This window comes from Mycobacterium sp. E2733, assembly GCF_001667585.1.
Taxonomy (GTDB): domain Bacteria; phylum Actinomycetota; class Actinomycetes; order Mycobacteriales; family Mycobacteriaceae; genus Mycobacterium.
Genome location: NZ_LZJZ01000079.1, coordinates 1 through 21857 on the forward strand (window position 1 = coordinate 1; position 21857 = coordinate 21857).

Genomic DNA, 21857 nt, shown 5'->3' on the forward strand with positions numbered 1-21857 from the left:
GTCATCGACGCGGCAAAGGCGTTGCGGCTGACTGCTCAAGACAGCGGTGTCATCGTCAATGCACTCGACGCCCAGCAACGGTTGGGCCACCTTGTCAACGCCCAGTCAGTGGTATGCACATTCTCCGTTCCCACGCTAAGCGGACCGCGAAACATACTGCTGGGCGTCGAGTGCATTGACGATGACACCGCTGTCTTGAGCAGTCAGCCGCAACGCCTTTGCCGCGTCGATGACGTTCTGGCCGCCGCTGCGCAATAGCTCCGCAGCACGATCAAGGGCCGTCGGAGACGGTCCTAGAATCTTCAACCCTATGTGAGTGAATGCACGGCGCAGCCTCGCGAGGCCAACTGTGCTCCCGGAGCCGAACAACACCACATCGGTACCAGCATTGGTGAGGTGGCGGCGCATCTCGTCATAGCGTGTTCGCAGACTTGCGGCGTCAATTGCCAGAGCGTCCAACTCCTCGGTGCTCTCGACGTCTTCCAGTGGCTCCTCGCGTAGCAGCGCGATCGCCCGGCTGACGGCATCGGGGGCCGCCTCCTTGTCGAAAGGTGGGCCGAACGCCATACCTGAGTCAGGAATGAGCGCGTAGTTGGCCAGCACATAGCCGTCCCGCACTAGGTCTGGGAGCGCGCCGATGTGGTCGTCGTGGGCATGACTGATCAGCAACAGATCTACGCGAAACGGCGGCTTACGCCTCATGATGTCGGTGAACTGGTCGACTAGGCGCATTTTGTCTGAGCGATGGCCACCATCAATCAGCACCCAAGTCTGACGGCCGTCGGTGTCGAATCGCAGCAGCAGGCAATCTCCGTACGACTCCGTGCCAACATCCAACAGATGCACTTCAGCGACCCTCATTGCTGCCCCTATAGGTAGCCCATCAAACAAATCAGCGCGACGCAAAGCGGAGTATCCGCCTGAACCGCCCCATCTGGGGCACGAAAGAACAGGTCGTTGGTCGATTCACTGTGCGGCCCGGTTATCGACCGAAACCCCTGGCGGCAGCACATCCTTAACTGGTTCCGCATAGTTTCATTAGGGGAGGTTGCATACCCACCCTCCGCCCAGCGAAATGATACCGCTGAGCACAATGTTTTCGACCGCAATGATGACCTGTGGAGATCGGCGACGAATGGATCTACCGCGCCAAGACGGAAAGCCCGTCCGAGGGAGTCAAGATCCGCACTATCGAGACACGAAAGCAGACCACCCGCATCGGCAGCGAGTTTCTCGACGGTGAGCGCGGGGGCCTTCACGAGAAAGTGCCGGCCTCACGCCTACGTGGTCCCCGAACAATGTCAGTGAGTACGACGAGCGGATGGCGAACTGATGCCCACTGGCGACGGCTCGGCGGCAAGGACGCTCGCGATGGGTGCTGACACGCCCGGTCACAGCTCGTTGTAGACGGCTATCCTCGAACACTCGTGCTGCGCGTTGTCGCCCAATCCCAAGGCGAAGCGGGCAAGCTGTAAGAGAAGCAGATGTCATCGGCTTCTTGCGTGCGCATGGTCTCGGAGAGGCATGCCGCGTGGCGATCGAGCAACCGGCGCCGAGCGACATAGGATTACCTGCTCCGAGTGAATCGGTTGTCTTTCAAGGTCATCGAAGGAAGTCGATGATGCGGCCCCACGACACCAGGCTCACCGATGTAGGTTCCACTGGCCGCAATCCTCGGCGAGGACGTCGTTGACGTCGACTTCGAGCCCCCCGACTACCGGGCCAGGATTCGACGCGGTACTGACCACGCGTTGGTAGAGAACCGCGGTGGGCTCGATCTGACCGCGGGACCAAGCCTTGGTTTGCCACGCCCATCGGTGGCCGGGGGTGCGCGAAGTTCCGATAACGCCGTCCGCGGCGGCCCATCGGCACACATCGATACCGCCGTAGACGCCGGTCCGCTGCACTCCCAGTACCGAATTGATTCCTCGAAACCACTTGAGGGCCAAATTGTTCCATGTGTCGCGGTTTATGTCCTCGTCGATGCTAAAGAAGATCGGGGCGCTCTGACCGCCACCCGCCGCGGTATGCAGCTTCCAGGCGGTGCGAGCATCGGCGACACCGCCGTCGAACCCGCGTCTGAAGTCCGATGGTGCTGTCCCGCCTGGCTTGCCGTATTGGTAGTTGCTGACGATGATCAGCCCGGCGGCGGTCAGCTGCTCGGCGTAAGGCCGGGTGATCGGCTTGGCGCCCATCGACGAGCCGGGACGCGATAGCGAGACGTAGTTGATGACCCCGGAGTAGCCGGCGGCTCGAATGTGTTCCGCCGGGATTTGGCGCATGGCGAAGTCGATCAGCCTGGGAGCGGCGGCAGCCGTCGCTGGGGCGGCGATACCTACCGATCCCGCATACAACCCGGGCAGTGCAGACACAGCGACGGCGCACCGCAACACGTCGCGCCGGGGAATAGCGCGTGACCGCTCGAGGCGAGCATCCCCCGACAAGTCCTGCATCGCGTGATGTTAGATATGAGACTTTTGTGAACAGAAGTAGCGCGCAGTAGTCGATATCAAATCGGTCTTTGCGGTTCACCGCCCTGAGTCAATGGCTGTAGCGCTGACGACGGTTCTGCGCGGCAGGAACTCTCAGCATCCCGTACCACTGGTACGCATAACTCGCCACCCATGTGGGTACGCGGCTGCGTGAACGGTTGTTCGCCGCGCCGCGCCCCGCAGTATGGCTCGGTCACGGTGGACCTGAAGGGAAAGACCGACCAAGCACGCCCGGTCGGCCGGGAGGAGCTTTCGATGCCCGAGGTCCAACTTCACCACGAGGGACATCCGATGTACCGCCGGATGGTTCGGTTCGACTGGTCGGAGACGCCGCTGCACTGGGTGCCGGACGATCCGTTCTCGACGCACATGATCAACGTCTTGCACCTGCTGCTGCCCGAGGGCGAGCGCCACTTCATCAAGGCCGTCCTTGAGGCATCGTCGCTGGTTGATGACCCGGAGTTGGAGGCGGCGATCAAGCCGTTCATCCAGCAGGAGTCCTGGCATGCCTGGGCGCACCAGGTGGTGCTCGACCACCTGGCCGATCAGGGCATCGACACCAAGCCGTACACCGATCGGCTCGGGAGGCTGTTGTCGATGACGCTGGGTGACCCGCCCAAGTGGTTTCCGCCGGCCATGAAGCGCTGGTGGCTGTATCGGCGGCTGGCCGATGTGGCCGCGCTGGAACATTACACCGCGATGTTGGGCCAGTGGGTGCTGACGAATCGAGGTCTGGACTACGCGAAGGCCGACCCCATGATGCTTGACCTGCTGCGCTGGCACGGCGCCGAGGAGGTCGAGCACCGCTCGCTCGTGTACGACGTCTACCAGCACGTCTCCGGGAACTACTTGATCAGGGCGTTCTCGATGTTGTTCGTCTCGCCGCTGTTCATCGGTTGGTGGGTCGCGGGGGCTCGTTACCTGATGGCCCAAGATCCCACCATCGATCGCAAGTGGCGCTGGCGGGACTGGCTCTGGGCCGCCCGCGAGTACCGGTTGCCGGGCCCATGGAAGCTCATGGTGACGACGCCGGTCCGATACATGCGACCCAGCCATCACCCCAACCAAGAAGCGTCCACGCAGATGGCGATCGACTACCTGGCGTATTCGCCAGTGGCGAAGGCCGCCCGGGAGCGGGCACGATCCCAAGGGAAGTCACCGGATCAGACGCAAGGGATCGAAACTTCCGGCAACGGAGCACGAAAGGCAGAGGTTCGATGAAGGTTTCGGTAGATCTTGACACCTGCGACGGCAACGGCGTGTGCATGAGCATCTGCCACGACGTGTTCGACGTACGCGAGGACGGTCTTCATGTACTGCAGGAGGAGGCGCCGGAGGAGCTGCGCCAGCAGTTGATCGGCGCCGAAGTGTCTTGTCCCACGCAGGCCATCACGGTGAAGGACTGAGCGATGCTGGAGAACGTCGTGGTGGTCGGTGCCGGCGTGGCGGGCACGCGAGCGGCGGAGACGCTGCGGCAGGAGGGCTATGACGGCGCCCTGACCATCGTGGGCGCCGAGCGGCATGCCCCGTACCATCGCCCGCCGCTGTCGAAGAAGTTCCTCACCGGCAAGGTGCACCGGGCCGGTGTCGATCTCGCGCCGCAATTCGATATGGACGCGCGCGTATTGCGGGACGCGTCGGCCCTCGGGTTGGACATGTCCTCGCGCACCGTCCACGTGCGTGACGACGGTCAGGACCTTTCGCTGCCGTTCGACGGACTGGTGGTCGCCAGCGGCGCGGTCCCGCGCCAATGGCCGGGCGGCCCGGTTCCCGACGGGGTGCTGATGCTGCGCACGGTTGACGACTGCCTGGCCATCCGGGACCGGCTGGGTTCGCGTCCGCGGGTTGTGGTCGTCGGCGGCGGGTTCATCGGCGCCGAGGTCGCCGCGAGTTGCCGGTCGCTAGGCCTGGACGTTGTGCTGATCGAAAAGGCCAGCGGCCCACTGCTGGCCGCGCTGGGTAAGGAGCTTGCACCGCGCTGGGCCGAGCTGCATCGGCAACATGGCGTGGATCTGCGGGTTGGAGTCGGCGTCGACGGATTCGAGGGTGACGGCCGGGTGCAGGGTGTTCGGCTCACCGACGGCTCGCGGATCCCGGCCGATCTCGTCGTCGTCGGCCTCGGGGTGAGTCCTGCCACCGATTGGCTGGACGGCTCCGGACTGCGAATCGACGACGGCGTGATCTGCGACGCCACGGGCACGGCCGAGGGCGGCGCCGGGACGGCCGTTGTCGCCGCCGGCGATGTCGCGCGGTGGTGGCACCCGCTATACGAACGGCACCTGCGTACCGAGCACTGGGAAGACGCGGCCCGTCAGGGCGCTGCCGCGGCCCGGACTCTGCTGGCGGGGCCGGAGCGCGCGGAGAACTACGACGAGGTGCCATACTTCTGGTCGGACCAATATGACGTCAAGCTGCAGATGCTGGGTGTGCCAACCGATTACGACGCTATCGAGATCATCGAAGGCGATCCGGACGCCTGGGCGTTCGTCGCCGCGTACGGGCGGGGCGGTCGCACCATCGCGGTGCTCGGGACTGTCCCGGGCCGCGTACATGCCTATCGCGAAGGCATCGAGAAGCGAGCCGACTTTCCGCCGAGCCGACCCGATTAGCAACTGCGGACTCCCGCTAAGCCAACGATCAGGAACATCATGGGTCGCGCCCGCGATCACCTGCGTGCCCGACCGGCGCTGGCCTGCTCGCGTAAACGCCGGCGCTGATCTCATCCCACCTTCGTCCACTGGTGACGTAGGTGCCAATCGCCTAGTGCGTCCTTCGATCGCACTCGAACTCAAACATTAAGTCCCGGCAACGACTTGGTAGAGACTGCGTAGCGGGCACGGCCGCATGGCCTCGCCGATTAGGTTTTCGCCACGATGCGCATTAATCTTTCCCGCGGTTCGATTGCGACTCTCCGAAAGCAGCCATGCCCATTCAGCCCACCCTGCTGCGCCGACAATCACTGCGCAGCGCCCGTGCTCATCGGGCCGCTCCCCGCGTGAAGTGCCCCATGGTCGGCCAGTGCTTCGATATCGAAATCGCGCGCGACGCCGACGGGTGGATGATCCGGATTCCCGAGATCAGCAGGGTCACCCGCACCAGCCGTCGCGGCGCGGTGGAGCTGGCGGCGCGAGAATGCATCGCGACCTGGACCGGCATCCCCATCGGTTATGTGGCCGTTTTTGTCGTGAGCGAGGCCGATTAGCGCGGACCCGGCCCTGGCCGCACTTATTTGGCCAAGGTGTGTCCCGCGCGTGATCTCGCCGCAACGGTGACGCACAACGCTCATCAACATGACAGTGCTCGCGGCAGTCGCCGCGCTGGCGATGGCGGCATGCTTCGGCTATTACCTCGGTCGGCGCGCGGGCTCGACACCGTCAACCTGGAAGAGGCGAACGAGTCGGGTGGCGTTGGGGCGGCTCGCGATCAGTCTGCTCGTGTTGCTGACCGCGCGCCGTGCGATGACCCTCTGGGGGCCAAGATTTGTTGTGCCGCTTGGATTGCTGCGAGGTGGTGTCGCGCGGATGCGGTCCTACTGAGCGACACGGACTGATATGCCAACTTTAGAGGGCAAGGTCGCCGTGGTGACCGGAGCGTCGTCGGGCCTCGGTGCCGAGACGGCCCGGCTGTTTTCCCGCGAGGGAGCAACGGTTTTCGGCATCGGCCGGGATGCCGCACGCTTGGCCGAGGTGTTCGCCGACGTCGAGCATGGTTCCTATGCATCGGTGGACATTGCTTCCGCCCAGGCCTGCCGCGACGCGGTCGAGCATTGCGTGCGGGAGTCGGGCGGGCTCGACGTCCTGGTCAACGTCGCCGGGCAACACCAGATGCGCCGGACGGAGTCGATGACCGACGACGACTGGGCGCACGATCTCGCGGTCAACCTCAGCGGGCCGTTTTACCTGTGCCGGGCCGCGCTGCCGCACCTGTTGGAGCGGGGCGGCAACATCGTCAACGTCAGCTCCGTCGCCGGCGTCGAGGGCCAGGCGTATTCGGCCGGCTACTGCGCCGCCAAGCACGGGCTGGTCGGACTCACCCGCGCTCTGGCGGTGGAGTACACCGCGGATCGCTTGCGCGTTAACGCAATATGCCCGGGAGGGATGCTGACACCGCAGATCGAACACTTCAGCGCGCCGGAAAATCCCAACTATGACCTGATCATGCGCACGGCCTCGCCGCGGGGCATGATGCAGCCCCTCGATGTAGCGAACGTCATCGCCTTCCTGGCCAGCGATGCCGCGGCCGCCGTGCACGGCGCCGTCTATCGCGTCGACAACGGCAAGGGCGCCGGCTAGCGCACTACCGCCGGACGGCTGCGCACCAGGGTCGGCCACCAGAACCACGGCCCCAGGATTCGCAGGATGCACGGCACGACGAACGAACGCACGATCAGTGTGTCGAGCAGCAGGCCGATGCACACGGTCGAACCCACCTGACCGATGGTTCGCAGATCGCTGGTGAGCATCGCCAGCATGGTGAAGGCGAAGACCAGCCCCGCGGACGTCACGACGCCACCCGTGCTGCCGAGGGCGCGGATCAGACCGGTGTGGATTCCGCCGTGCAGCTCCTCTTTGACCCTGTTGATCAGCAGCAGGTTGTAGTCCGATCCCACCGCCACCAGGATGATGAACGTCAGCGGTAGCACGAGCCAGTGCAGGTGCAGGCCGATCAGGTGCTGCCAAACAAGTATGGACAGGCCGAATGCGCCGGCGTAGGAGAACGCCACCGTTCCGGGAATCACCAAGGCCGCCACCAGACTTCGCGTGATGAACATCATGATCAAGAAGATCAGCACGAAGGCAGCGATTGCCGCGATCATGAGGTCGGACATCGCGTATTGCTTGATGTCCTTGTCGTTGGACCCCGAACCGCCGATGTAGATCCTCGCGCCGGCCAACGAGGTCTCTTTCAGGATCGTCTTTATCGCGTCGGGGAATTGCTCGACGTGCTCCACGCCCTCGGGGCCCATAGCGTCACCCTCATGGGTGACGATGAACCGGGCCGCCTTGCCGTCCGGTGACATCATCAATTTCATACCCGTCTTGACGTCATCGTTGTCGAAGCCCTCGTGCGGGATGTAGAAGAAGTCGTCGCTGCGCGACTTGTCGAAGTCGTTGCCGACGTTGATCAGATCATCGAAAGTCTGCTCGGTTTGGACCGACTGCAGATCGGCGGATCCGTAGCTGTTGACCAGCTTCGACTGCAGTGCCTCGGTGTCGTCGGCGGTGGCTTTCAGTTGCGCGATGATCTGGGGGAAAGTCTTGTCCACCTCCTGGAGCGACACCTTGGCGTCCGCGATGTCGTCGGCCAGCTTGTCGATCTGATCGATGGTTTCGAACAGCGACCGGAACGTCCAGCAGATCGGGATGTCGAAACAGTGTCTCTCCCAATAGAAGTAGCTCTTGATCGGCCGGAAGAAATCGTCGACGTTAGAGACTTCGTCTCGGATGTCGTCGCTGACCCTTTGCAGGTCCTCGACGGTGAGCACCGTCTGGTGCAGTTCGTCGGACACCTTCTGGAAAAAACCGATCTCTTTGCGCAACACCGCGACCGAGTGCGCCTGGATATCGGCCTGCGCATCGGTGTTGGCGTTCTGCTCCCTGTTGAACGGCAGCTGTTGGCCGTTGCCGCTGCCTTGCGTGGTGAACAGGTAGGGAATGCTGGCGTGCTCGAGGGCCCGCCCCAATGGCCTGGTCATGCCTTGCACCATCGCCACACCATGCAGGCGAATCAGAGCCTTCGCGACCCGGTCCAGCGAGATGAAGTCGGCCGAGTTCCGCATATCGTGATCGGTCTCGACCATCAGCATCTCGGAGAACAGCTTGCTCTTGGGGAAGTGCCGATCGGCCGCTTGGAAACCAAGGTTGGCGGGCGCACCGGCCGGCTGGTACTGACGATCGTCGTAGTTCTGCCGGTACGTCGGCACGAAGATCGCCCCGATCATGACGATGGCCGAACTGGCCGCGAGGACCGGCACCGGCCAGCGCACCACGCTCGCCCCGATGCGCCGATAGAGGCGCCCTTGGGTATTGGTTCGCGGGTCGAACATTCCGAACAGGCTGCCGACGGTCAACGCCGCGGGGCCCAGCGTCATCGCTGCCGCGATGGTGAACAGCATGGTGATCGCGACGGCCGGACCCATGGTGTGGAAGTAGTTCAGGCGCGCGAACGTCAGGCAGTAACACGCGCCGGCGATCGTCAGGCCAGAGCCGATGATGATGGGCGCGACACCCTTGTATGCGATGTAGAAACTATCCTCCCGGCTTTCGCCCGCCTGCCGCGCCTCGTGATATCGGCCCATCAAGAAAATGCCGTAATCCGTTCCCGCGCCGAGGGTTAGCGCGATGACGATGTTCACCGCGAACGACGAGAGTTCGATGTATCCGTAATGCCCCAGCGTTGAGACAACGCCCTTCGCGACGAGCATCTCGATGAGGACGCCGAGCAAGGGCACCAACAGGGTGGACGGCGTGCGATACACCAGCAGCAGCATCACGACGATGAGGCAGATCGTGACGATGGTGACGTTGTTCAGGCTGGCATTGGCGATGGCCAGCGTGTCGGAGGCCAGCGGAGCCGCGCCGCTGACGTAGACCTTGAGGCCGGGTGGCGGCGTGTCCTTCTTGATGATGTCGCGGACGGCGTCCACGGATTGGTTGGCTTGAATCTGGCCGATGTCGCCCGCGAGACGCAACAGCACATAAGTGCTCTTGCCGTCCACGCTCTGAGCTCCGGCCGCGGTGAACGGCTTGCCCCACAGATCCATCACGTACTGCACGTGTTTGGTGTCGTGCTGGAGGCGGCGCATCAAATCGTCGTAGTACCGATGGTCCTGGTCGCCCAGCGGCCGGTTCGCCTCGAACACCACCATGGTCAGGTTGGTTGAGTTGGATTCATGGAACTTTTCGCCGATGTGCAACAGCGCCCGCTGCGACGGGGCGTAGTGCGGGACCATCGGTCCGGCAAGTTCTTCTGCGACCCGTTCTACTTGGGGCATGAAGGTATTGGTGCTTACCGCGAGCAGACCCCAGAACAAAATGATCGGTATCGCGAAAGCGCGGACCATCCTGGGGATGAAAGGGCGTTTGGTCCTCGGCTCGTCGAGGCGATGCTCGGTCATGCGGATTTGACCCTGCACTCGACGTCGGCGTCCTGGTGGTCGTCCGATTGTTGGTCGCGGACCACGCCATCCACCAGCATCCGGCAACTCACCTGACCGCCACGGACATGCACGGAGATGCTGCCGGACGCCACCGAGAGCGTGGTGGTCTCCGTGTGGGACCACGGCAGAGTCGTGATATCAACCTGATGGGGATGGCCGTCGATGTCGATATAGACGAGCTTTCCGCCCTGCCCTGCGGAGCCGTACACCTCATAGGTGATCCGTTTGAGGTTGAACTGCTCCGGTGCCTGCGGGCCATTGACCGTGATGACCGGCTCAGGTTCCGAGAACTGGTGCACCTTGTACATGCAGAGCAAACCGACACCGACCGCGACAACGGTGACCAACGGCATCCAGGCTCGTTCCAAGACAGTCCTGCTGACTGAACGAGGGCTCACTCGTTCATCTCCCCGTACCCCTCCTGACCTTGTGCTCGTCCCATCCCCGACCGCCGTGCGCGTGCGGCAAGACCAGGTGACATATCAACCTAGTTGATATGTCACGGTAAAGAGACTACTGCACTCGGGCCGCTGGCGCGATCTCGGCGTGCCGGACCTCGTCATGCGGAGCGTTACGACGCGGTGGGGGCGTCGCGCAGGCGCCTTTTCAACCGTGCGCTACTGAGCAGGCGAAGGGCCAGGTTCGTGGAGGTCAGCATGGGGATCACGCCGAGAAATGTCCGCTCGGACGGCGTGGCTCCATGCAGGTGGTAAAGGCTGCCGAACACGTAAAAACAGCCCAGCATGAACAACGCACCGGGGATGCAGAGCGCCATGAAGGAACTGCGATCGGCGACGATTTGCTTTGCGTAATGCACCTCTTCCGGTGACATCGGTTCGCGTTTGCGCAGTTTGCGCACGACCTCTTTGGAGCTCCCGATTTCTTCGCTTATCGGGGTGGTTGGTCGCCGCTCCATCCGCCGTACGAATACGGTGGCAATGGCGGCAAGTGTCAGCGCCAGCCCCAGAGCGACGACGGTCAGCAGACCGAACAAGCCCTCAGTCACTGTCGAACTCCTTCTGAGTCACCGCTTCCGGGTCTTGACCACGTCACGGACGATGAGGCCCACCACAACGGCCAGCCCGAGTGGTACCAAGACCTTGAAGACGGTTGAGGCGTGCGAGTAGAGCAACGCGTAAGCGATCGCCCCGATCGCGACCATGGCAAGCAGGATGCCGCGATTGATCTTGTCGGTGCCCATCGGTGAAAACCTTACTTCGGGGGAATCAGAACCCGAAGTCGCCGCCGCCGGAGTCCGAGCCACCGCCGCCGAAATCGGATCCGCCGAAATCGGACCCGCCGCCTGAGTCCCAACCGCCGGAGTCCCAGCCCCCGCCGAAGTCCACGTCGCCACCGCCGGAATACGAGCCGTCGTTGCCCCCGAAGCTGGTGTCGCCGCCGGAGTCATAGCCGCCACTGAACCCGACGTCGCCTCGCTGGCTGTCGTAGCCGGCGTTCTGGCCGCTGTCATAGTTGGCGTCCGCATAAGCCGAGTCGCGGCCGGCCTCGAAGCCCCGGTCGTAGCCGCCGCCCCAATGGTCGTCCAGCAGCGCATCCATCAGCAGGACGTCGGTGAGCGCCCAACCCCAACCCGCCCCCCAGAACGCGTACGGGTAGTACCCCGGGTAGAAGAACATTCCGTTGTAGTAGCCACCCCCGAAATAGTGCGGATAGCCGGGCTGCGCGGTGGTGCTGTAGTTGTTGTTGTTGATCGTCACGTACTCGCCGGTGTCGGGGTTCTTCGCCCGCACCGAGGCTTGCTTGCGGTCATCCTCGGGCACCGAGTCGACCGCGGCAACGTTGGGCGCGGCGCGGCCGGGGTTGAGCTTCTGGTTGGCCTTGGCCACCGTGGACTGCACCACTCGGAGGTGCGCCCGTGCCGCGCCGTAGTCGCCTGTTTCGTAAGCCTTTCGGGCGTCGTACAGGCTGGCGTTGGCCTTGGTCGACTCCGCGCTGACGTCCGTTTCGCTGTTGGTGAGCACCGCGTTGTCGAGGTCGCTGACATCCGATTCGGCGGTGATCAACTGCTGCTTGACCTGCTCGCGTGCCTCTGCGTCGTTGCGGCGCTTACGATTTCGGCTGACAGCGAAAGAGATCAAGGCGATGACGCTCAACGCGACGGCGATAAAGACCAGCAGCGTCCACAGCCATGCCCAGCGGTCGGGGTTCTTGTGCACGACGGGGGAGGTGGCGGCCGCCGGCCCCCCGGAGGTCACGTCCACCTTGGTCAACCTGCTGACGAATTCACTCGTCGCGCCTTGCGGGTCGTTCCGGTGGCCCCTGGCGGACTGGCTCATGAACGGATCGACGCTGTCCGCGATCGCCTTGGGCACGTTGTAGGCACGCACGTGATAGCCCTTGGAGTCGATCACCAGAATGATCCCGCTGAATGCGGGATTGCGGCCGAGGATGACGTTGTGGATGGCGTCCGGTGTGGTCACGCCGGTCTGCCTGGGCGCCACCGCCGCCACCCAGATCGGCGGGGTGGAACTCCACGTCCAGTGGCTGCTGAGAATCTGGTCGTTCAGCCTGTCCGGGTCCTGCAGCGGCGGTCTGGCCGCCGAGTCGGCAACCACGTGCGTCTGGGCGTTGAACCTGCCCACCAGCTGATCGGTGTAGGTGTCGGCCGAGGCGGGCGGCGCGACCAGCATCGCCAGCGCCACGGTAAACGGGGCCAGCACAAGCCAACGAAATCGTAAGGTCACTTTCCTCCTGCCAGGGGTCACTATGTCGATCCTTGCGGTGGACGGTGAAAACGTCCACCGCCCGTCGTGGCCTTGACGGTGTGAGCGCCCGGCGCGGCCCTTTTCGGGCCGATCTGCTGCAGTGCAAGGCGGCGTTGATCACCGGAGCGACGCTGGTTGTCGACGGTGGCCGATGGGTTGACCGGCAACGGAGTGCCGGATCTCCCCGGCTATCACTAGGTCTGGCTTTGCTCGATGTACCCGCGGGGGAGCACGGAGAAGTCGACGCACGCCGCGGCCAGGACGTCGCCCAACTGTGGGTCGACCGGCGCGGCGAGCGTGAGCATCGCGCCCGCCGACGGCGCCTTCAGCGTCGCGATGTTGTGTTTGGTCAGCAACTGGATGGCTTCGGATTCGGTGTCGCTCCAACCGGTGTGGACGGTCATCAGGGTAAGGACGCCGAGCGCCCCGCCGGACGGCGACAACAAGCGATGATGCCAGGCGCCGTCGGCCTTGTGGCCGGTGTGCGGCCGCACCACCGCCAGCACGGTGCCGCCACCGTCTTCCACGCGCGCCGCGCCGTCGGCGGGGACGATCTTTCCGACCGGCGTGTTTCCGTTGGTGATGGTGGTCGTTGCGGCCACCGCGATCTTGAGTTCATCACCGCTGGCCGCGGACAGCGTGTACTCGCCTTTGCCGCCGTTCTTGAAGCCGAATAGCACTGCTGCGCCGCCCTTTTGCTTGGCGCACGCCAATTCGGTGCCGTCGGGGGTGGCGAGCTCGACCCGCAACGCGTTGGATGTCGACCTCGTCAGGCGCGCGAGGACGACCATTGCATTGCCCAGGATAGACATGGCGAGATCCTAGGCTCAGGCGCCGCGTTTATCAGCCGCTTCCCCACATCTTGACCGGCAGCGGCCACACGTTCCAGATGTCGTCGCCGCACCCGGTGATGGCGCGATCGGGCGAGAAATTGCCACGCAGGGGCGTTTGCGAGGGGTAGCGCGGCCTGCTGAGCGCGCCGCTAGCTGTACTCGGCGAGCGTCAGTGGGCACCGGACAAGTTCAACGTGACCACACCGGCGATGATCAACCCGATACCGACCACCTTGGCCACGGACACCGTCGAACCCAGAAACAGCACGGCGATCAGCACGATGAGGGCCGTACCGATTGCCGACCACAACGCGTAGGCGACGTCTGTCTGCATGCCGCGCGCGATCGACAGTGCCAAGAGCGCAAATGAGATTGCGTAACCCGCGAGGCAGATGACCGTCGGCCACAATCGGGTGAAGCCTTCCGTGCTCTTGAGCAGGCTGGTCGCTGTCACCTCTGCGAAGATGGCGCAGAGGAGAAACACATAGGTCAAGACGCCTCCTTGCGTACCGACGTACATGTATGTGTGTACAGGACAGGTCGTGGAAGGATTGCCCCGTATGACGTTTGCCGCGCGGCCACTGAACTTCGACGTCGGCGACGTGATCGGTGAGGAAGCGTCGCTGGCGGCGACGTACTATCCCGCGCGCACCGGCGCGGAGGCACGAGGACTGTTGGTCTGTCTCCCGGGTGGCACCTACAGCCGCGACTACTGGGACCTGCACATCCCGGCCCATCACGGGTACAGCTTCGCCGAGTTCGCCACCGGAAACGGCTACGCCGTCATCACCATCGATCCGCTGGGTACCGGCGAAAGCTCACAACCCGCAATAGATTTCGGTTTCAGAGATATCGCCGCTGCGCTCGCGCACACCGTCTGCGCGTTGCCGGCCGTAACCGGCATCGACGCGCGTCCGGTGGCGATGGCACACTCCCTCGGCGGCTACCTGGCAATCACTCAACAGGCGCTGTTCTCCAGCTTCGCCGCACTAGCCCTGCTCGGGTGCACCAACCAACACGTAGCGCCGCTGAACCTCGATCCGGCGTTCATCGCCCGGTCGGCGACCGCGCAGGGACGCGCCGAGCTCACCCGGGAGATCCTGTCCGCCCTCTCGCGGCCCTACTTCGAGGGCCCGCGCGAGCACCTGCAGAGCTGGTTCCACCTTGGCGACGTCCCCACCGACGTCGTGGCCGCGGACTGCGTCGTGGCAAAGTCGATGGTGCCGCGCGTGTTCGGCACCGCCATGATCCCCGGTGTCGTCGCCGAACACGCCGCACTGATCGACGTCCCCGTGTTGCTCGGGTACGGCGTCGTCGACGTCTCACCGGACCCACGCGCCGAGGCCGGCCTCTATCGCCGGTGCCCGGACATCACCACCCTGGTGCTGGCCGGCAGCGCACATTGCCACAACATGTCGTCGAGTCGGCATCGGATTTGGCGGCGCCTGTTGGACTGGGCCGCGACCGTAACCTTTGCATCGTGACAAAGGATTTCGACCGGCGGTTCGATCGGTATACCCCGGCCGTGCTGAGCGTGTTTCGGGCGGTGTACGGCTTGCTGTTCGCCGCGTACGGCTCGAGGAGCCTCTTCGATTGGCCCGTCCCCTCGCCCGTCCGCGTCGAGTTCGGGTCCTGGCCGGGCTGGTACGCCGGGTTGATCGAAGTCGTCGCTGGTCTGCTGATCGCGGCCGGCCTCTTCACCCGCGCCGTCGCGTTTGTCGCCTCGGGGGAGATGGCGGTCGCCTATTTCTGGATCCACCAACCGCAAGCGCTCTGGCCGGTCGCCGATCCGCCGGCGGGAAACGGCGGCGGGTTGGCGATCCTCTTCTGCTTCGCGTTCCTGCTCCTGGTGTTCACGGGCGGCGGGAGGTTCTCCCTCGACGCCGTGCGCGGCACGGTACTTCCCCTCGACCGGCGATAATGGCATTCTCTGATACGGAGAAGCCATTTCCGTAGGAGGTCGATGATGAGCGCGGACCAACGGTGCGACGGGATGGTGGCCCTTGTCACCGGCAGCAGCCGCGGGCTGGGCAAGGCGATCGCCGCGCGGCTCGCCGCACGCGGTGCCACGGTCGCGTTGACCGCCCGCACGATGGACCCCGACCCCAAATACCAAGGGTCGCTGAGTCAAACCCTGGACGAACTTGTGGCCGCCGGCGGGAAGGCCGTCGCGGTGCAAGCCGATCTGTCCCAATCCGAGGAACGCGGACGGCTTTTCGCCGAGGTGGTCAGCGCCGTCGAGCCCCCGGACATTTTGGTCAACAACGCGGCGGTGACCTTCCTGCGCCCCCTGGACGGGTTTCCCGAACGGCGGGTCCGCCTCATGCTGGAGATGCATGTTCTCGGCCCACTGCAATTGAGCCAACTGGCGATCCCGGCGATGCGCGAACGCGGGCGCGGCTGGATCCTGAACCTGACCTCGGTTGGCGGCGATCTGCCTGCGGGGCCGCCGTTCTCGGAGTTCGACCGCACCGCGGGCTTCGGCATCTACGGGACGGTCAAGGCCGCGCTGAACCGGCTGACGAAAAGCCTTGCGGCCGAGCTATACGACGACGGGATCGCCGTCAACGCCGCCGCTCCCAGCAATCCCGTGGCCACACCGGGAGCGGGCACCCTCGACCTGGCCAAGACGGACACCGAAGACATCGAGCTGATCACCGAGACGGCCTTCCGGCTTTGCACCGGCGACCCCAAGACCCTGACCGGGCGCATCGCCCATACCCAGCCCTTCCTCGCCGAGGTCGGCTGGAGCAAGCCCGCCCGCTGAATGGCCGAGCTGGACCCCGACGAGTTGCGACGGCGACTGGATGGCGCCGGCGTGACCGGCGTCGCTGCACTGTCCGGGGGCGCCTCCAGCCTCACATTCGGAGGCACCCTGGACGGCCGGCCGGTGGTGATCAAGGTTGCTCCGCCCGGCGTCGAACCCGTCGCGCATCGCGACGTGCTCCGCCAGGCACGCATCATCAAAGCCCTTGCCGGGACACGGGTTCCGGTACCGGAGGTGTTGTGGGAGGACCCGGGTGACCCGCCGCACACGCCGCCCCTGTTCGTGATGTCACGCGTCGAAGGCGACTGTGTGGAGCCGCTTTTCGACGGCTGTGCCGGCTCTCCAGGTCTCCCCGAGCGCTATCGCAACGCATGCCGGGCCATGGCCGCGCTGCACGCTCTGTCACCGAGTGCGCTTGGCCTGGCGGGCGAACCGATCGTCGATGCGGTCGCCGAGGTCTGGCGGTGGTCCGACACGCTGCAGACGGTCGATACGGCGCTGGTTCCGGATTGGCCGGAGGTGCGCGACAGGTTGTTGAGTTGCGCCCCGACGGCGATGAGTCCGAGTGTGGTGCATGGTGATCTCCGGTTGGGCAACCTGCTGGCCACCGGATCCCGCATCAACGCGGTAATCGATTGGGAAATCTGGTCCGTGGGTGATCCGCGTATCGACGCGGGCTGGTTTTCGATCAACTGCGACCCGGACACGTACCGTCGGGTGCCTGGCTCGGCCGGCATGGTGCCGCCCATCACCGAACTCGCCGCGATCTACCAGGAAGAGCTGGGCCGCGAGGTCACCGACTTGGCCTGGTTCAAGGCGCTCGCGTGCTTCAAGTCGGCGGCGACGTGGTCGCTGATCGTCAAGCACAATCGGCGAAGGCGCACACCACGGGCGGAATGGGAAGCCATGGCAGCAATGCTTCCGAAGTTGCTGGATCGGGCCCGGTCAATGCTGGATCAACGGCGTGGCTGATCAGCTGCAGTTCGCATGCAGATTTTGGCACCACATTCCGACGCCACCCCAGTCCCCTGACGAGCCGACCGAATCTTCGTATGGGTTCGTCATCGTGGTCGGGTACTGGATCTGCCATTCGTCGATCGTGGGGATGTCGTCCACCTGGCCCGGGTCCGGAGACGCGAGCGCCCTTCCGACCGAAAACCCGGTGCCGCCCGTCAATACCGCAAGCGCCGTCAACCCCACGACAAGTAGAGCAGCATACCTACGCTTCATCATCGTGGCCCTTCCGTCGTTGGCCCGACCTGCCCAGCTAACAAGTCTTAATGCTACCTTCGGCGTCCATATCGCATAAGAGTCACGAACACACAACAAAATTGATCGGCGGCCCAGCAAATTTCGCGACTGTAAACGGCGGGTGCGTACGTTGGCCTGCGTGAGGCCGGTAGCCGTGGTCGTTCGTCGCGCCCTGGCGGTCGGCGTTTGCCTCGTCATGTCGGTGGTCACGGCGCCGGTGACAGTGGCCGATCCCGAGGTGGAGCCCGCCGGTGCAGCCGAGTCGGCGCCGGCCGGGGGAGCGGTGCCCTCGAATCCCCCCGTCCTCCTCAACACTCCGGACGGCTGGACTCTGGGGCTGGGCGCGAAGGACGAGGCGCAAGTCCCCGTGGCACCGCTGACCACCTCCGTGGCGTCGCGCGAATACCTGGCCAGCGGCATCTTCGTCGGCTCGCTGAAAGGACCGGAAGAGCCCCACGGCATCCTGGAAGTGGGCTACCAGATCGGCTGCGGGATCGATATGAGCACGTCCAACGGCGTGATCATGGAGGGTGGTGCCGGCATCATCCCGGGCGTCAGCCCCACCTTCGACACCACAGGTACATTGCCGCCCCTGTTACCGTTCGTTTCGACCCCGATGAACGGCGTCATGAGCATCGGAATGAAACCCGGCCTCGTCCTCACGGTGCCGGTGATCAAGAAAAATTTCAAGGGCGCGAACCCCTGGGTCATGATCAGCAACTTCCACATCAAGATCGACGGGTGCGTGGGCCAGTCGTTCATCCGCTCCTATGCGGTGCTGACCCGGATGACCGACCTGTCCGACGTGGTGCTGTCGTACGTCGGCGTCACCAAATCGGTCTAACCGCGGGGGATCCCGGCCAGCCTGTCGGCGAACTTCGTCTCCGCGGCCGCGCGCAACCGCAACATGTGTTCGGACGGGAACAGGTCGGGCGCCGGCTTGCGGTCCTTCAACAGCAGGCGGGCCAGCGTCACCTTGTGCACCTCGGTCGGCCCGTCGGCAAGGCCCAGCACGAACGACTCCACCAGGTACTGCACGAACGGCATCTCGTGCGTGGTGCCCAGCGACCCGTGCAGTTGCAGCGCCCGCGACGACACGTCGTGCAGCACCTTCTGCATCATCGCCTTGACCGCCGAGATGTCCGCCCGGACCGCCTTGTAGTCGTTGAATTGGTCGATCTTCCAAGCGGTTTGCAGGGTCAGCAGCCGGAAAGCCTCGATCTCCATCCACGAGTCGGCGATCATCTCCTGAACGAGTTGCTTGTTGGACAGCACCTCGCCCTGGGTGTACCGCGACACCGCCCGCTCGCAGAGCATGTCGAAGATCCGGCGGACCAACCCGACGGTGCGCATCGCGTGGTGAATCCGCCCGCCGCCCAAGCGGGTTTGCGCGACCACAAAGGCTCCACCTCGCGGTCCCAGCATGTGATCGGACGGCACGCGTACGTTCTCGTAGCGGACGTAGCCCTCGCGCCCGCCGCCCGGCGGCTGGTAGCCCAGGCCGACGTCGCGCAGCACGTTGATGCCGGGGGTTCCGCCGGGAACGACGAACATCGAATAGCGCTGGTACGGCGGCGCGTCGGGGTCGGTCATGGCCATCACGATGATGAACGACGCCATCGAGGCGAACGACGAAAACCACTTCTCCCCGTTGATGATCCAGTGATTCCCGTCGGGCACCGCGGTGGTGCGGAAGACCTTCGGGTCGGCCCCGCCCTGCGGCTCGGTCATCGAAAAGCAGGAAACGATCCGATTGTCGAGCAGCGGCTCGAGGTAGCGGGCCTTGAGCTCCGGGGTGCCGTAGTGCGCCAGGATTTCACTGTTGCCGGAGTCGGGCGCCTGGGAACCGAAGACGATCGGCGCGCATTCCGAGCGGCCCAGAATCTCATTGAGCAGCGCCAGTTTCACCTGACCATAGCCGGGGCCGCCCAGGTGCGGACCGAGGTGGGTGGCCCACAAGCCGCGCTCCTTGATGATCTCTTGCAGCGGCGGGATCAGGGCCTGGCGCACCGGATCGGTCAGGTCGTGCGACTCCTTGACGATCAAGTCGATCGGTTCGCACTCCTCGCGCACGAAGTCTTCGACCCACTTGAGTTGCCGTGCCCACTCGGGGTCGGTCGAGAAATCCCACGACATCTATCGTCTCCTCTTGCTCTGTGCCACCACGCCCGAGTCAAAGAGCTCGGCGATAGTTTCTGTGTCCAAACCCATTTCGGGCAGCAGCGCGCGGGTGTCATCACCCGGCAGCGAGGGGGACGACGGCGTCGCCGGGCGGGTGCGGGAGAACCGGGGCGCCGGCGCCGGGTGCGGGATCCCGTCGATATCGATGAACGTATTCCGTGCGGCAAGATGCGGGTGACCTGGCGCCTCGGTCAACGAAAGCACCGGCGTCGCACAGCATCCCGTCGTAGCGAGGAGCATCTCCCATTCCGCCTTCGATTTCTCGGAGAAGCGGGCCCCAGGCCGCCCATCATGACGATGCGTACGCCCCGTAACGGTCCCGTCATGACGACCACTTCTTGCGGCGCTCGGCCGCCTCGTCCGTGGCGTGCGCAATCAGCTGGTTGCGGTTCTCCAGCTCCAGCGCCGCCGAAAGGCCGGCGGCGTCGGTGTTGACCTGCAGGGCGCGCTTGGTCAGTTGCACGCCCAGCGGAGAATGGCTGGCTATCTGTGACGCCAACTCGACGGCCCGCTCCACCAACCGATCCGCCTCGACCAACTCGCTGACCAGACCACGCCCGTCGGCTTCGGCGGCCGACACGGTGCGCCCGGTGAGCATCCAGTCCGCGGCCACGCTGGTGCCGACGATGCGCGGCAGGTGGTAGCTCATGCCCATCTCGGCCCCGGAGAGCCCGAGCAGGATGGCGGCATTACCGAATGTCGCTGCCTCCGAACAGATCCGGATATCCGCCGCCAGGCACAGTGCGAGGCCGGCCCCGACGCAAGGTCCGTTGACCGCGGCGATGACGGGCTGCGGCAATGCGCGGACGGATTCCGCCAGGGCGGCCATCCCCTCCTGGAAACGCATCCGGTCCAATGCGGGCGCGGTCGCCTCCAGCATCGATGGGCCGAAGTCGCGCACGTCGATCCCGGCACAGAAGCCGCGCCCCGCGCCGGTGAGGACGACCGCACGCACTGAGCTGTCGGTGGCCAAATCGCCCAGCGTCTGGCGCAATTCGGATTGCATAGGCTCGTTGATGGCGTTGAGTTGCTTTGGGCGGTTCAGGCGCAGCAGCACGACCCCGTCGCACGGCCGCTCCAGCTCCAGCGCGCTCGGCACGGTCACACCCGCTCGATGATGGTCGCCGTGCCCATACCGCCGCCGGTGCACATGGTCACCAGACCCGTTGTCAGATCCCTACGTTCGAGTTCGTCGAGGAGCGTGCCGATGAGCATCGCCCCGGTGGCGCCGATGGGGTGGCCGAGGGCGATGGCACCGCCGTTGACGTTGACTACCCCGGGGTCGATGTCGAGGTCGCGCATCGCCTTGAGGGGAACCGCGGCGAAGGCTTCGTTGATTTCCCAGAGGTCGATGTCCGCCGCCGTCATGCCGGCGCGTTGCAGGCACAACTGGGCCGCCGGCCCCGGCGCGGTGAGCATGATGATCGGTTCGGTACCGATCGCCGCGGTGGCGCGAACCTGCGCGCGTGGGGTGACGCCCTGGGCGTGCATCCAGTTGGAGGATGCGACCAGCACGGCGGCGGCGCCGTCGACCACCCCGGACGAATTGCCCGCGTGGTGCACATGATCGATGTGGTCGATGCCCGGGTAGCAATCCAAGCAGATCTGGTCGAACGTGCGTTGCTCACCGTCGGCGCGACTCTCGCCCATCGCGGCGAAGGCGGGCTTGAGGCGCGCCAAAGTCTCGGTGCTGGTGCCGGGGCGCGGATGTTCGTCGCGACCGAACGGGCCGTTCGGGGTGGGGACGTCGACCAGCGAACGCACGAACCTTCCCTCGTCGATCGCCACGGCGGCGCGGCTCTGACTTTGCGCGGCGTAGGCGTCGACGGTTTCGCGGGTGAACCCCTCCAGCGTGGCGATGAGGTCGGCGGAAATGCCCTGGGGGACCGTCGGGTATCGAGCCCGGAAGTCCGGGTTCTGGCCGTCGATCGTCGAGATTCCCGCGCTGACGTCCCACCGCGACATCGATTCGACCCCGCCTGCGATCACCAGGTCCTGGTTGCCAGCGGCGATCGACGACGCGGCGACGGTGACGGCCTGTTGGCCGGATCCGCAGAAGCGGTTCAGCGTCATGCCCGGCACGCTCTCCGGCCATCCGGCGAGGAGAACCGACAGGCGCGCGACGTCGTCGCCGTGGTCGCCGCGGAGGATGCCGTTGCCGGCGATCACGTCATCGACATCGGCCGGCTCGAAGCCGATCCGCTCGGCGAGCGCGGTGAGGCAACGGGCGAGCAGGGCTTGCGGATGGACGGCGTGCAGTCCGCCGTCGGGGCGGCCTCGGCCGCGGGGGGTGCGCACCGCATCGAGAATCCAGGCGTCGATGACGGACTCCCATCGTTCGGGGGGCCGGGCCCTTACAGATCACCGGTATCGTAATTCGTCTCTCGACTATGGAGAACATCCCTCTCCAAATCAGCGAAGCGATTCTCGCTGGTCTGGCAACCGCAT

At 64.9% G+C, this 21857-nt stretch carries 24 protein-coding genes and 1 pseudogene; 11 read left to right on the top strand and 14 right to left on the bottom strand.

Annotation, left to right across the window (positions count from 1 at the left end; translation table 11 throughout):
* Positions 1-135 precede the first annotated feature (135 nt).
* Entirely contained in the window at positions 136-861 is a 726-nt protein-coding gene (locus tag A5678_RS13135; RefSeq protein ID WP_068042957.1) for an MBL fold metallo-hydrolase, read from the bottom strand.
* A gap of 782 nt (positions 862-1643) precedes the next feature.
* The gene (locus tag A5678_RS13140; RefSeq protein WP_068042959.1) at positions 1644-2453 is read right to left on the bottom strand and encodes a DUF1906 domain-containing protein; all 810 of its coding nucleotides are present in this window, start codon (positions 2451-2453) and stop codon (positions 1644-1646) included.
* 294 nt (positions 2454-2747) lie between these two features.
* On the opposite strand from A5678_RS13140, the gene A5678_RS13145 reads away from it, so the two are divergent.
* The 6 genes from A5678_RS13145 (at position 2748) to A5678_RS13165 (ending at position 6784) form a co-directional block, all read left to right on the top strand.
* Entirely contained in the window at positions 2748-3713 is a 966-nt protein-coding gene (locus tag A5678_RS13145) for a metal-dependent hydrolase (RefSeq protein ID WP_068043039.1), read from the top strand.
* Positions 3710-3898, top strand: a complete 189-nt coding sequence (locus A5678_RS13150) for a ferredoxin (protein WP_067204616.1) — start codon at positions 3710-3712, stop codon at positions 3896-3898. Before A5678_RS13145 ends, A5678_RS13150 begins: the two co-directional genes overlap by 4 nt.
* A 3-nt stretch (positions 3899-3901) precedes the next feature.
* On the top strand, positions 3902-5101 hold the full coding sequence (locus A5678_RS13155; RefSeq protein ID WP_068042961.1) for an NAD(P)/FAD-dependent oxidoreductase: 1200 nt from the start codon (positions 3902-3904) through the stop codon (positions 5099-5101).
* A gap of 398 nt (positions 5102-5499) precedes the next feature.
* Complete coding sequence (locus A5678_RS13160) at positions 5500-5694, top strand: long chain fatty acid-CoA synthetase Faa4p (protein ID WP_068043040.1); 195 nt, start codon at positions 5500-5502, stop codon at positions 5692-5694.
* Positions 5695-5782: 88 nt separating this feature from the next.
* Complete coding sequence (locus A5678_RS26520; RefSeq protein ID WP_082945549.1) at positions 5783-6028, top strand: hypothetical protein; 246 nt, start codon at positions 5783-5785, stop codon at positions 6026-6028.
* Positions 6029-6043: 15 nt separating this feature from the next.
* Positions 6044-6784, top strand: coding sequence for an SDR family NAD(P)-dependent oxidoreductase (locus A5678_RS13165; RefSeq protein ID WP_068042963.1), 741 nt, complete (start codon positions 6044-6046; stop codon positions 6782-6784).
* Here A5678_RS13165 and A5678_RS13170 read toward each other — a convergent pair.
* The 7 genes from A5678_RS13170 to A5678_RS13195 form a co-directional block, all read right to left on the bottom strand.
* On the bottom strand, positions 6781-9609 hold the full coding sequence (locus tag A5678_RS13170) for an RND family transporter (protein WP_068042965.1): 2829 nt from the start codon (positions 9607-9609) through the stop codon (positions 6781-6783). The two genes, A5678_RS13165 and A5678_RS13170, sit on opposite strands and share 4 nt — an antisense overlap.
* Positions 9606-10004 (bottom strand): MmpS family transport accessory protein, encoded by a 399-nt coding sequence (locus A5678_RS13175; protein ID WP_068042967.1) that lies wholly within the window; start codon positions 10002-10004, stop codon positions 9606-9608. Before A5678_RS13175 ends, A5678_RS13170 begins: the two co-directional genes overlap by 4 nt.
* A 218-nt stretch (positions 10005-10222) precedes the next feature.
* Positions 10223-10657, bottom strand: coding sequence for a hypothetical protein (locus tag A5678_RS13180; RefSeq protein ID WP_068042969.1), 435 nt, complete (start codon positions 10655-10657; stop codon positions 10223-10225).
* An 18-nt stretch (positions 10658-10675) separates the two neighbouring features.
* Complete coding sequence (locus A5678_RS27555; RefSeq protein WP_197502133.1) at positions 10676-10852, bottom strand: hypothetical protein; 177 nt, start codon at positions 10850-10852, stop codon at positions 10676-10678.
* A gap of 25 nt (positions 10853-10877) precedes the next feature.
* Positions 10878-12356 carry a hypothetical protein gene (locus A5678_RS13185; RefSeq protein WP_068042974.1) on the bottom strand — a complete coding sequence of 493 codons (1479 nt, stop codon included), beginning with the start codon at positions 12354-12356 and terminating at the stop codon, positions 10878-10880.
* Positions 12357-12571: 215 nt separating this feature from the next.
* Positions 12572-13189 carry a hypothetical protein gene (locus A5678_RS13190; RefSeq protein ID WP_156746908.1) on the bottom strand — a complete coding sequence of 206 codons (618 nt, stop codon included), beginning with the start codon at positions 13187-13189 and terminating at the stop codon, positions 12572-12574.
* Between the two features lie 190 nt (positions 13190-13379).
* On the bottom strand, positions 13380-13703 hold the full coding sequence (locus tag A5678_RS13195; protein WP_082945554.1) for a multidrug efflux SMR transporter: 324 nt from the start codon (positions 13701-13703) through the stop codon (positions 13380-13382).
* Positions 13704-13770: 67 nt separating this feature from the next.
* Here A5678_RS13195 and A5678_RS13200 point away from each other — a divergent pair, with 67 nt between their 5' ends.
* From A5678_RS13200 to A5678_RS13215, 4 genes are read left to right on the top strand one after another with little or no spacing between them, the layout of a single operon-like run.
* Positions 13771-14694: an alpha/beta hydrolase gene (locus A5678_RS13200; protein WP_082945550.1), complete on the top strand. Its 924-nt coding sequence runs from the start codon at positions 13771-13773 to the stop codon at positions 14692-14694.
* Entirely contained in the window at positions 14691-15131 is a 441-nt protein-coding gene (locus A5678_RS13205; protein WP_068042982.1) for a DoxX family protein, read from the top strand. The genes A5678_RS13200 and A5678_RS13205 overlap by 4 nt, the downstream gene beginning before the upstream one ends.
* Positions 15132-15176: 45 nt before the next feature.
* Positions 15177-15977 (top strand): SDR family NAD(P)-dependent oxidoreductase, encoded by an 801-nt coding sequence (locus tag A5678_RS13210; RefSeq protein WP_068042984.1) that lies wholly within the window; start codon positions 15177-15179, stop codon positions 15975-15977.
* Complete coding sequence (locus tag A5678_RS13215; protein ID WP_068042986.1) at positions 15978-16949, top strand: phosphotransferase family protein; 972 nt, start codon at positions 15978-15980, stop codon at positions 16947-16949.
* On the opposite strand, the gene A5678_RS13220 is transcribed toward A5678_RS13215, so the two are convergent.
* The gene (locus A5678_RS13220; RefSeq protein ID WP_231983659.1) at positions 16950-17177 is read right to left on the bottom strand and encodes a hypothetical protein; all 228 of its coding nucleotides are present in this window, start codon (positions 17175-17177) and stop codon (positions 16950-16952) included.
* Between the two features lie 247 nt (positions 17178-17424).
* Between A5678_RS13220 and A5678_RS13225 the strand changes: the two genes are divergently transcribed.
* Positions 17425-18072 (top strand): MspA family porin, encoded by a 648-nt coding sequence (locus A5678_RS13225; protein WP_068042991.1) that lies wholly within the window; start codon positions 17425-17427, stop codon positions 18070-18072.
* Here the strand turns inward: A5678_RS13225 and A5678_RS13230 are convergent.
* The 4 genes and pseudogenes from A5678_RS13230 to A5678_RS13245 form a co-directional block, all read right to left on the bottom strand.
* A complete protein-coding gene (locus A5678_RS13230) occupies positions 18069-19364 on the bottom strand; it encodes an acyl-CoA dehydrogenase family protein (protein ID WP_068042992.1) in 1296 nt (431 codons plus the stop codon). The two genes, A5678_RS13225 and A5678_RS13230, sit on opposite strands and share 4 nt — an antisense overlap.
* Positions 19365-19685 (bottom strand): annotated as a pseudogene (locus A5678_RS13235) (CoA transferase); the annotation flags it as partial.
* A 46-nt stretch (positions 19686-19731) separates the two neighbouring features.
* A complete protein-coding gene (locus tag A5678_RS13240; protein WP_068042996.1) occupies positions 19732-20514 on the bottom strand; it encodes an enoyl-CoA hydratase/isomerase family protein in 783 nt (260 codons plus the stop codon).
* Positions 20511-21707, bottom strand: coding sequence for an acetyl-CoA C-acetyltransferase (locus tag A5678_RS13245; protein ID WP_231983660.1), 1197 nt, complete (start codon positions 21705-21707; stop codon positions 20511-20513). Before A5678_RS13245 ends, A5678_RS13240 begins: the two co-directional genes overlap by 4 nt.
* Positions 21708-21857 lie beyond the last annotated feature (150 nt).

Bases quoted from the DNA above. Each gene is read 5' to 3' on its own strand.
- A5678_RS13135 (WP_068042957.1), bottom strand. From the start codon at position 861: ATGAGGGTCGCTGAAGTGCATCTGTTGGATGTTGGCACGGAGTCGTAC.
- A5678_RS13140 (WP_068042959.1), bottom strand. From the start codon at position 2,453: ATGCAGGACTTGTCGGGGGATGCTCGCCTCGAGCGGTCACGCGCTATT.
- A5678_RS13145 (WP_068043039.1), top strand. From the start codon at position 2,748: ATGCCCGAGGTCCAACTTCACCACGAGGGACATCCGATGTACCGCCGG.
- A5678_RS13150 (WP_067204616.1), top strand. From the start codon at position 3,710: ATGAAGGTTTCGGTAGATCTTGACACCTGCGACGGCAACGGCGTGTGC.
- A5678_RS13155 (WP_068042961.1), top strand. From the start codon at position 3,902: ATGCTGGAGAACGTCGTGGTGGTCGGTGCCGGCGTGGCGGGCACGCGA.
- A5678_RS13160 (WP_068043040.1), top strand. From the start codon at position 5,500: ATGGTCGGCCAGTGCTTCGATATCGAAATCGCGCGCGACGCCGACGGG.
- A5678_RS26520 (WP_082945549.1), top strand. From the start codon at position 5,783: ATGACAGTGCTCGCGGCAGTCGCCGCGCTGGCGATGGCGGCATGCTTC.
- A5678_RS13165 (WP_068042963.1), top strand. From the start codon at position 6,044: ATGCCAACTTTAGAGGGCAAGGTCGCCGTGGTGACCGGAGCGTCGTCG.
- A5678_RS13170 (WP_068042965.1), bottom strand. From the start codon at position 9,609: ATGACCGAGCATCGCCTCGACGAGCCGAGGACCAAACGCCCTTTCATC.
- A5678_RS13175 (WP_068042967.1), bottom strand. From the start codon at position 10,004: ATGCCGTTGGTCACCGTTGTCGCGGTCGGTGTCGGTTTGCTCTGCATG.
- A5678_RS27555 (WP_197502133.1), bottom strand. From the start codon at position 10,852: ATGGGCACCGACAAGATCAATCGCGGCATCCTGCTTGCCATGGTCGCG.
- A5678_RS13190 (WP_156746908.1), bottom strand. From the start codon at position 13,189: ATGTCTATCCTGGGCAATGCAATGGTCGTCCTCGCGCGCCTGACGAGG.
- A5678_RS13200 (WP_082945550.1), top strand. From the start codon at position 13,771: ATGACGTTTGCCGCGCGGCCACTGAACTTCGACGTCGGCGACGTGATC.
- A5678_RS13210 (WP_068042984.1), top strand. From the start codon at position 15,177: ATGAGCGCGGACCAACGGTGCGACGGGATGGTGGCCCTTGTCACCGGC.
- A5678_RS13215 (WP_068042986.1), top strand. From the start codon at position 15,978: ATGGCCGAGCTGGACCCCGACGAGTTGCGACGGCGACTGGATGGCGCC.
- A5678_RS13225 (WP_068042991.1), top strand. From the start codon at position 17,425: ATGTCGGTGGTCACGGCGCCGGTGACAGTGGCCGATCCCGAGGTGGAG.
- A5678_RS13230 (WP_068042992.1), bottom strand. From the start codon at position 19,364: ATGTCGTGGGATTTCTCGACCGACCCCGAGTGGGCACGGCAACTCAAG.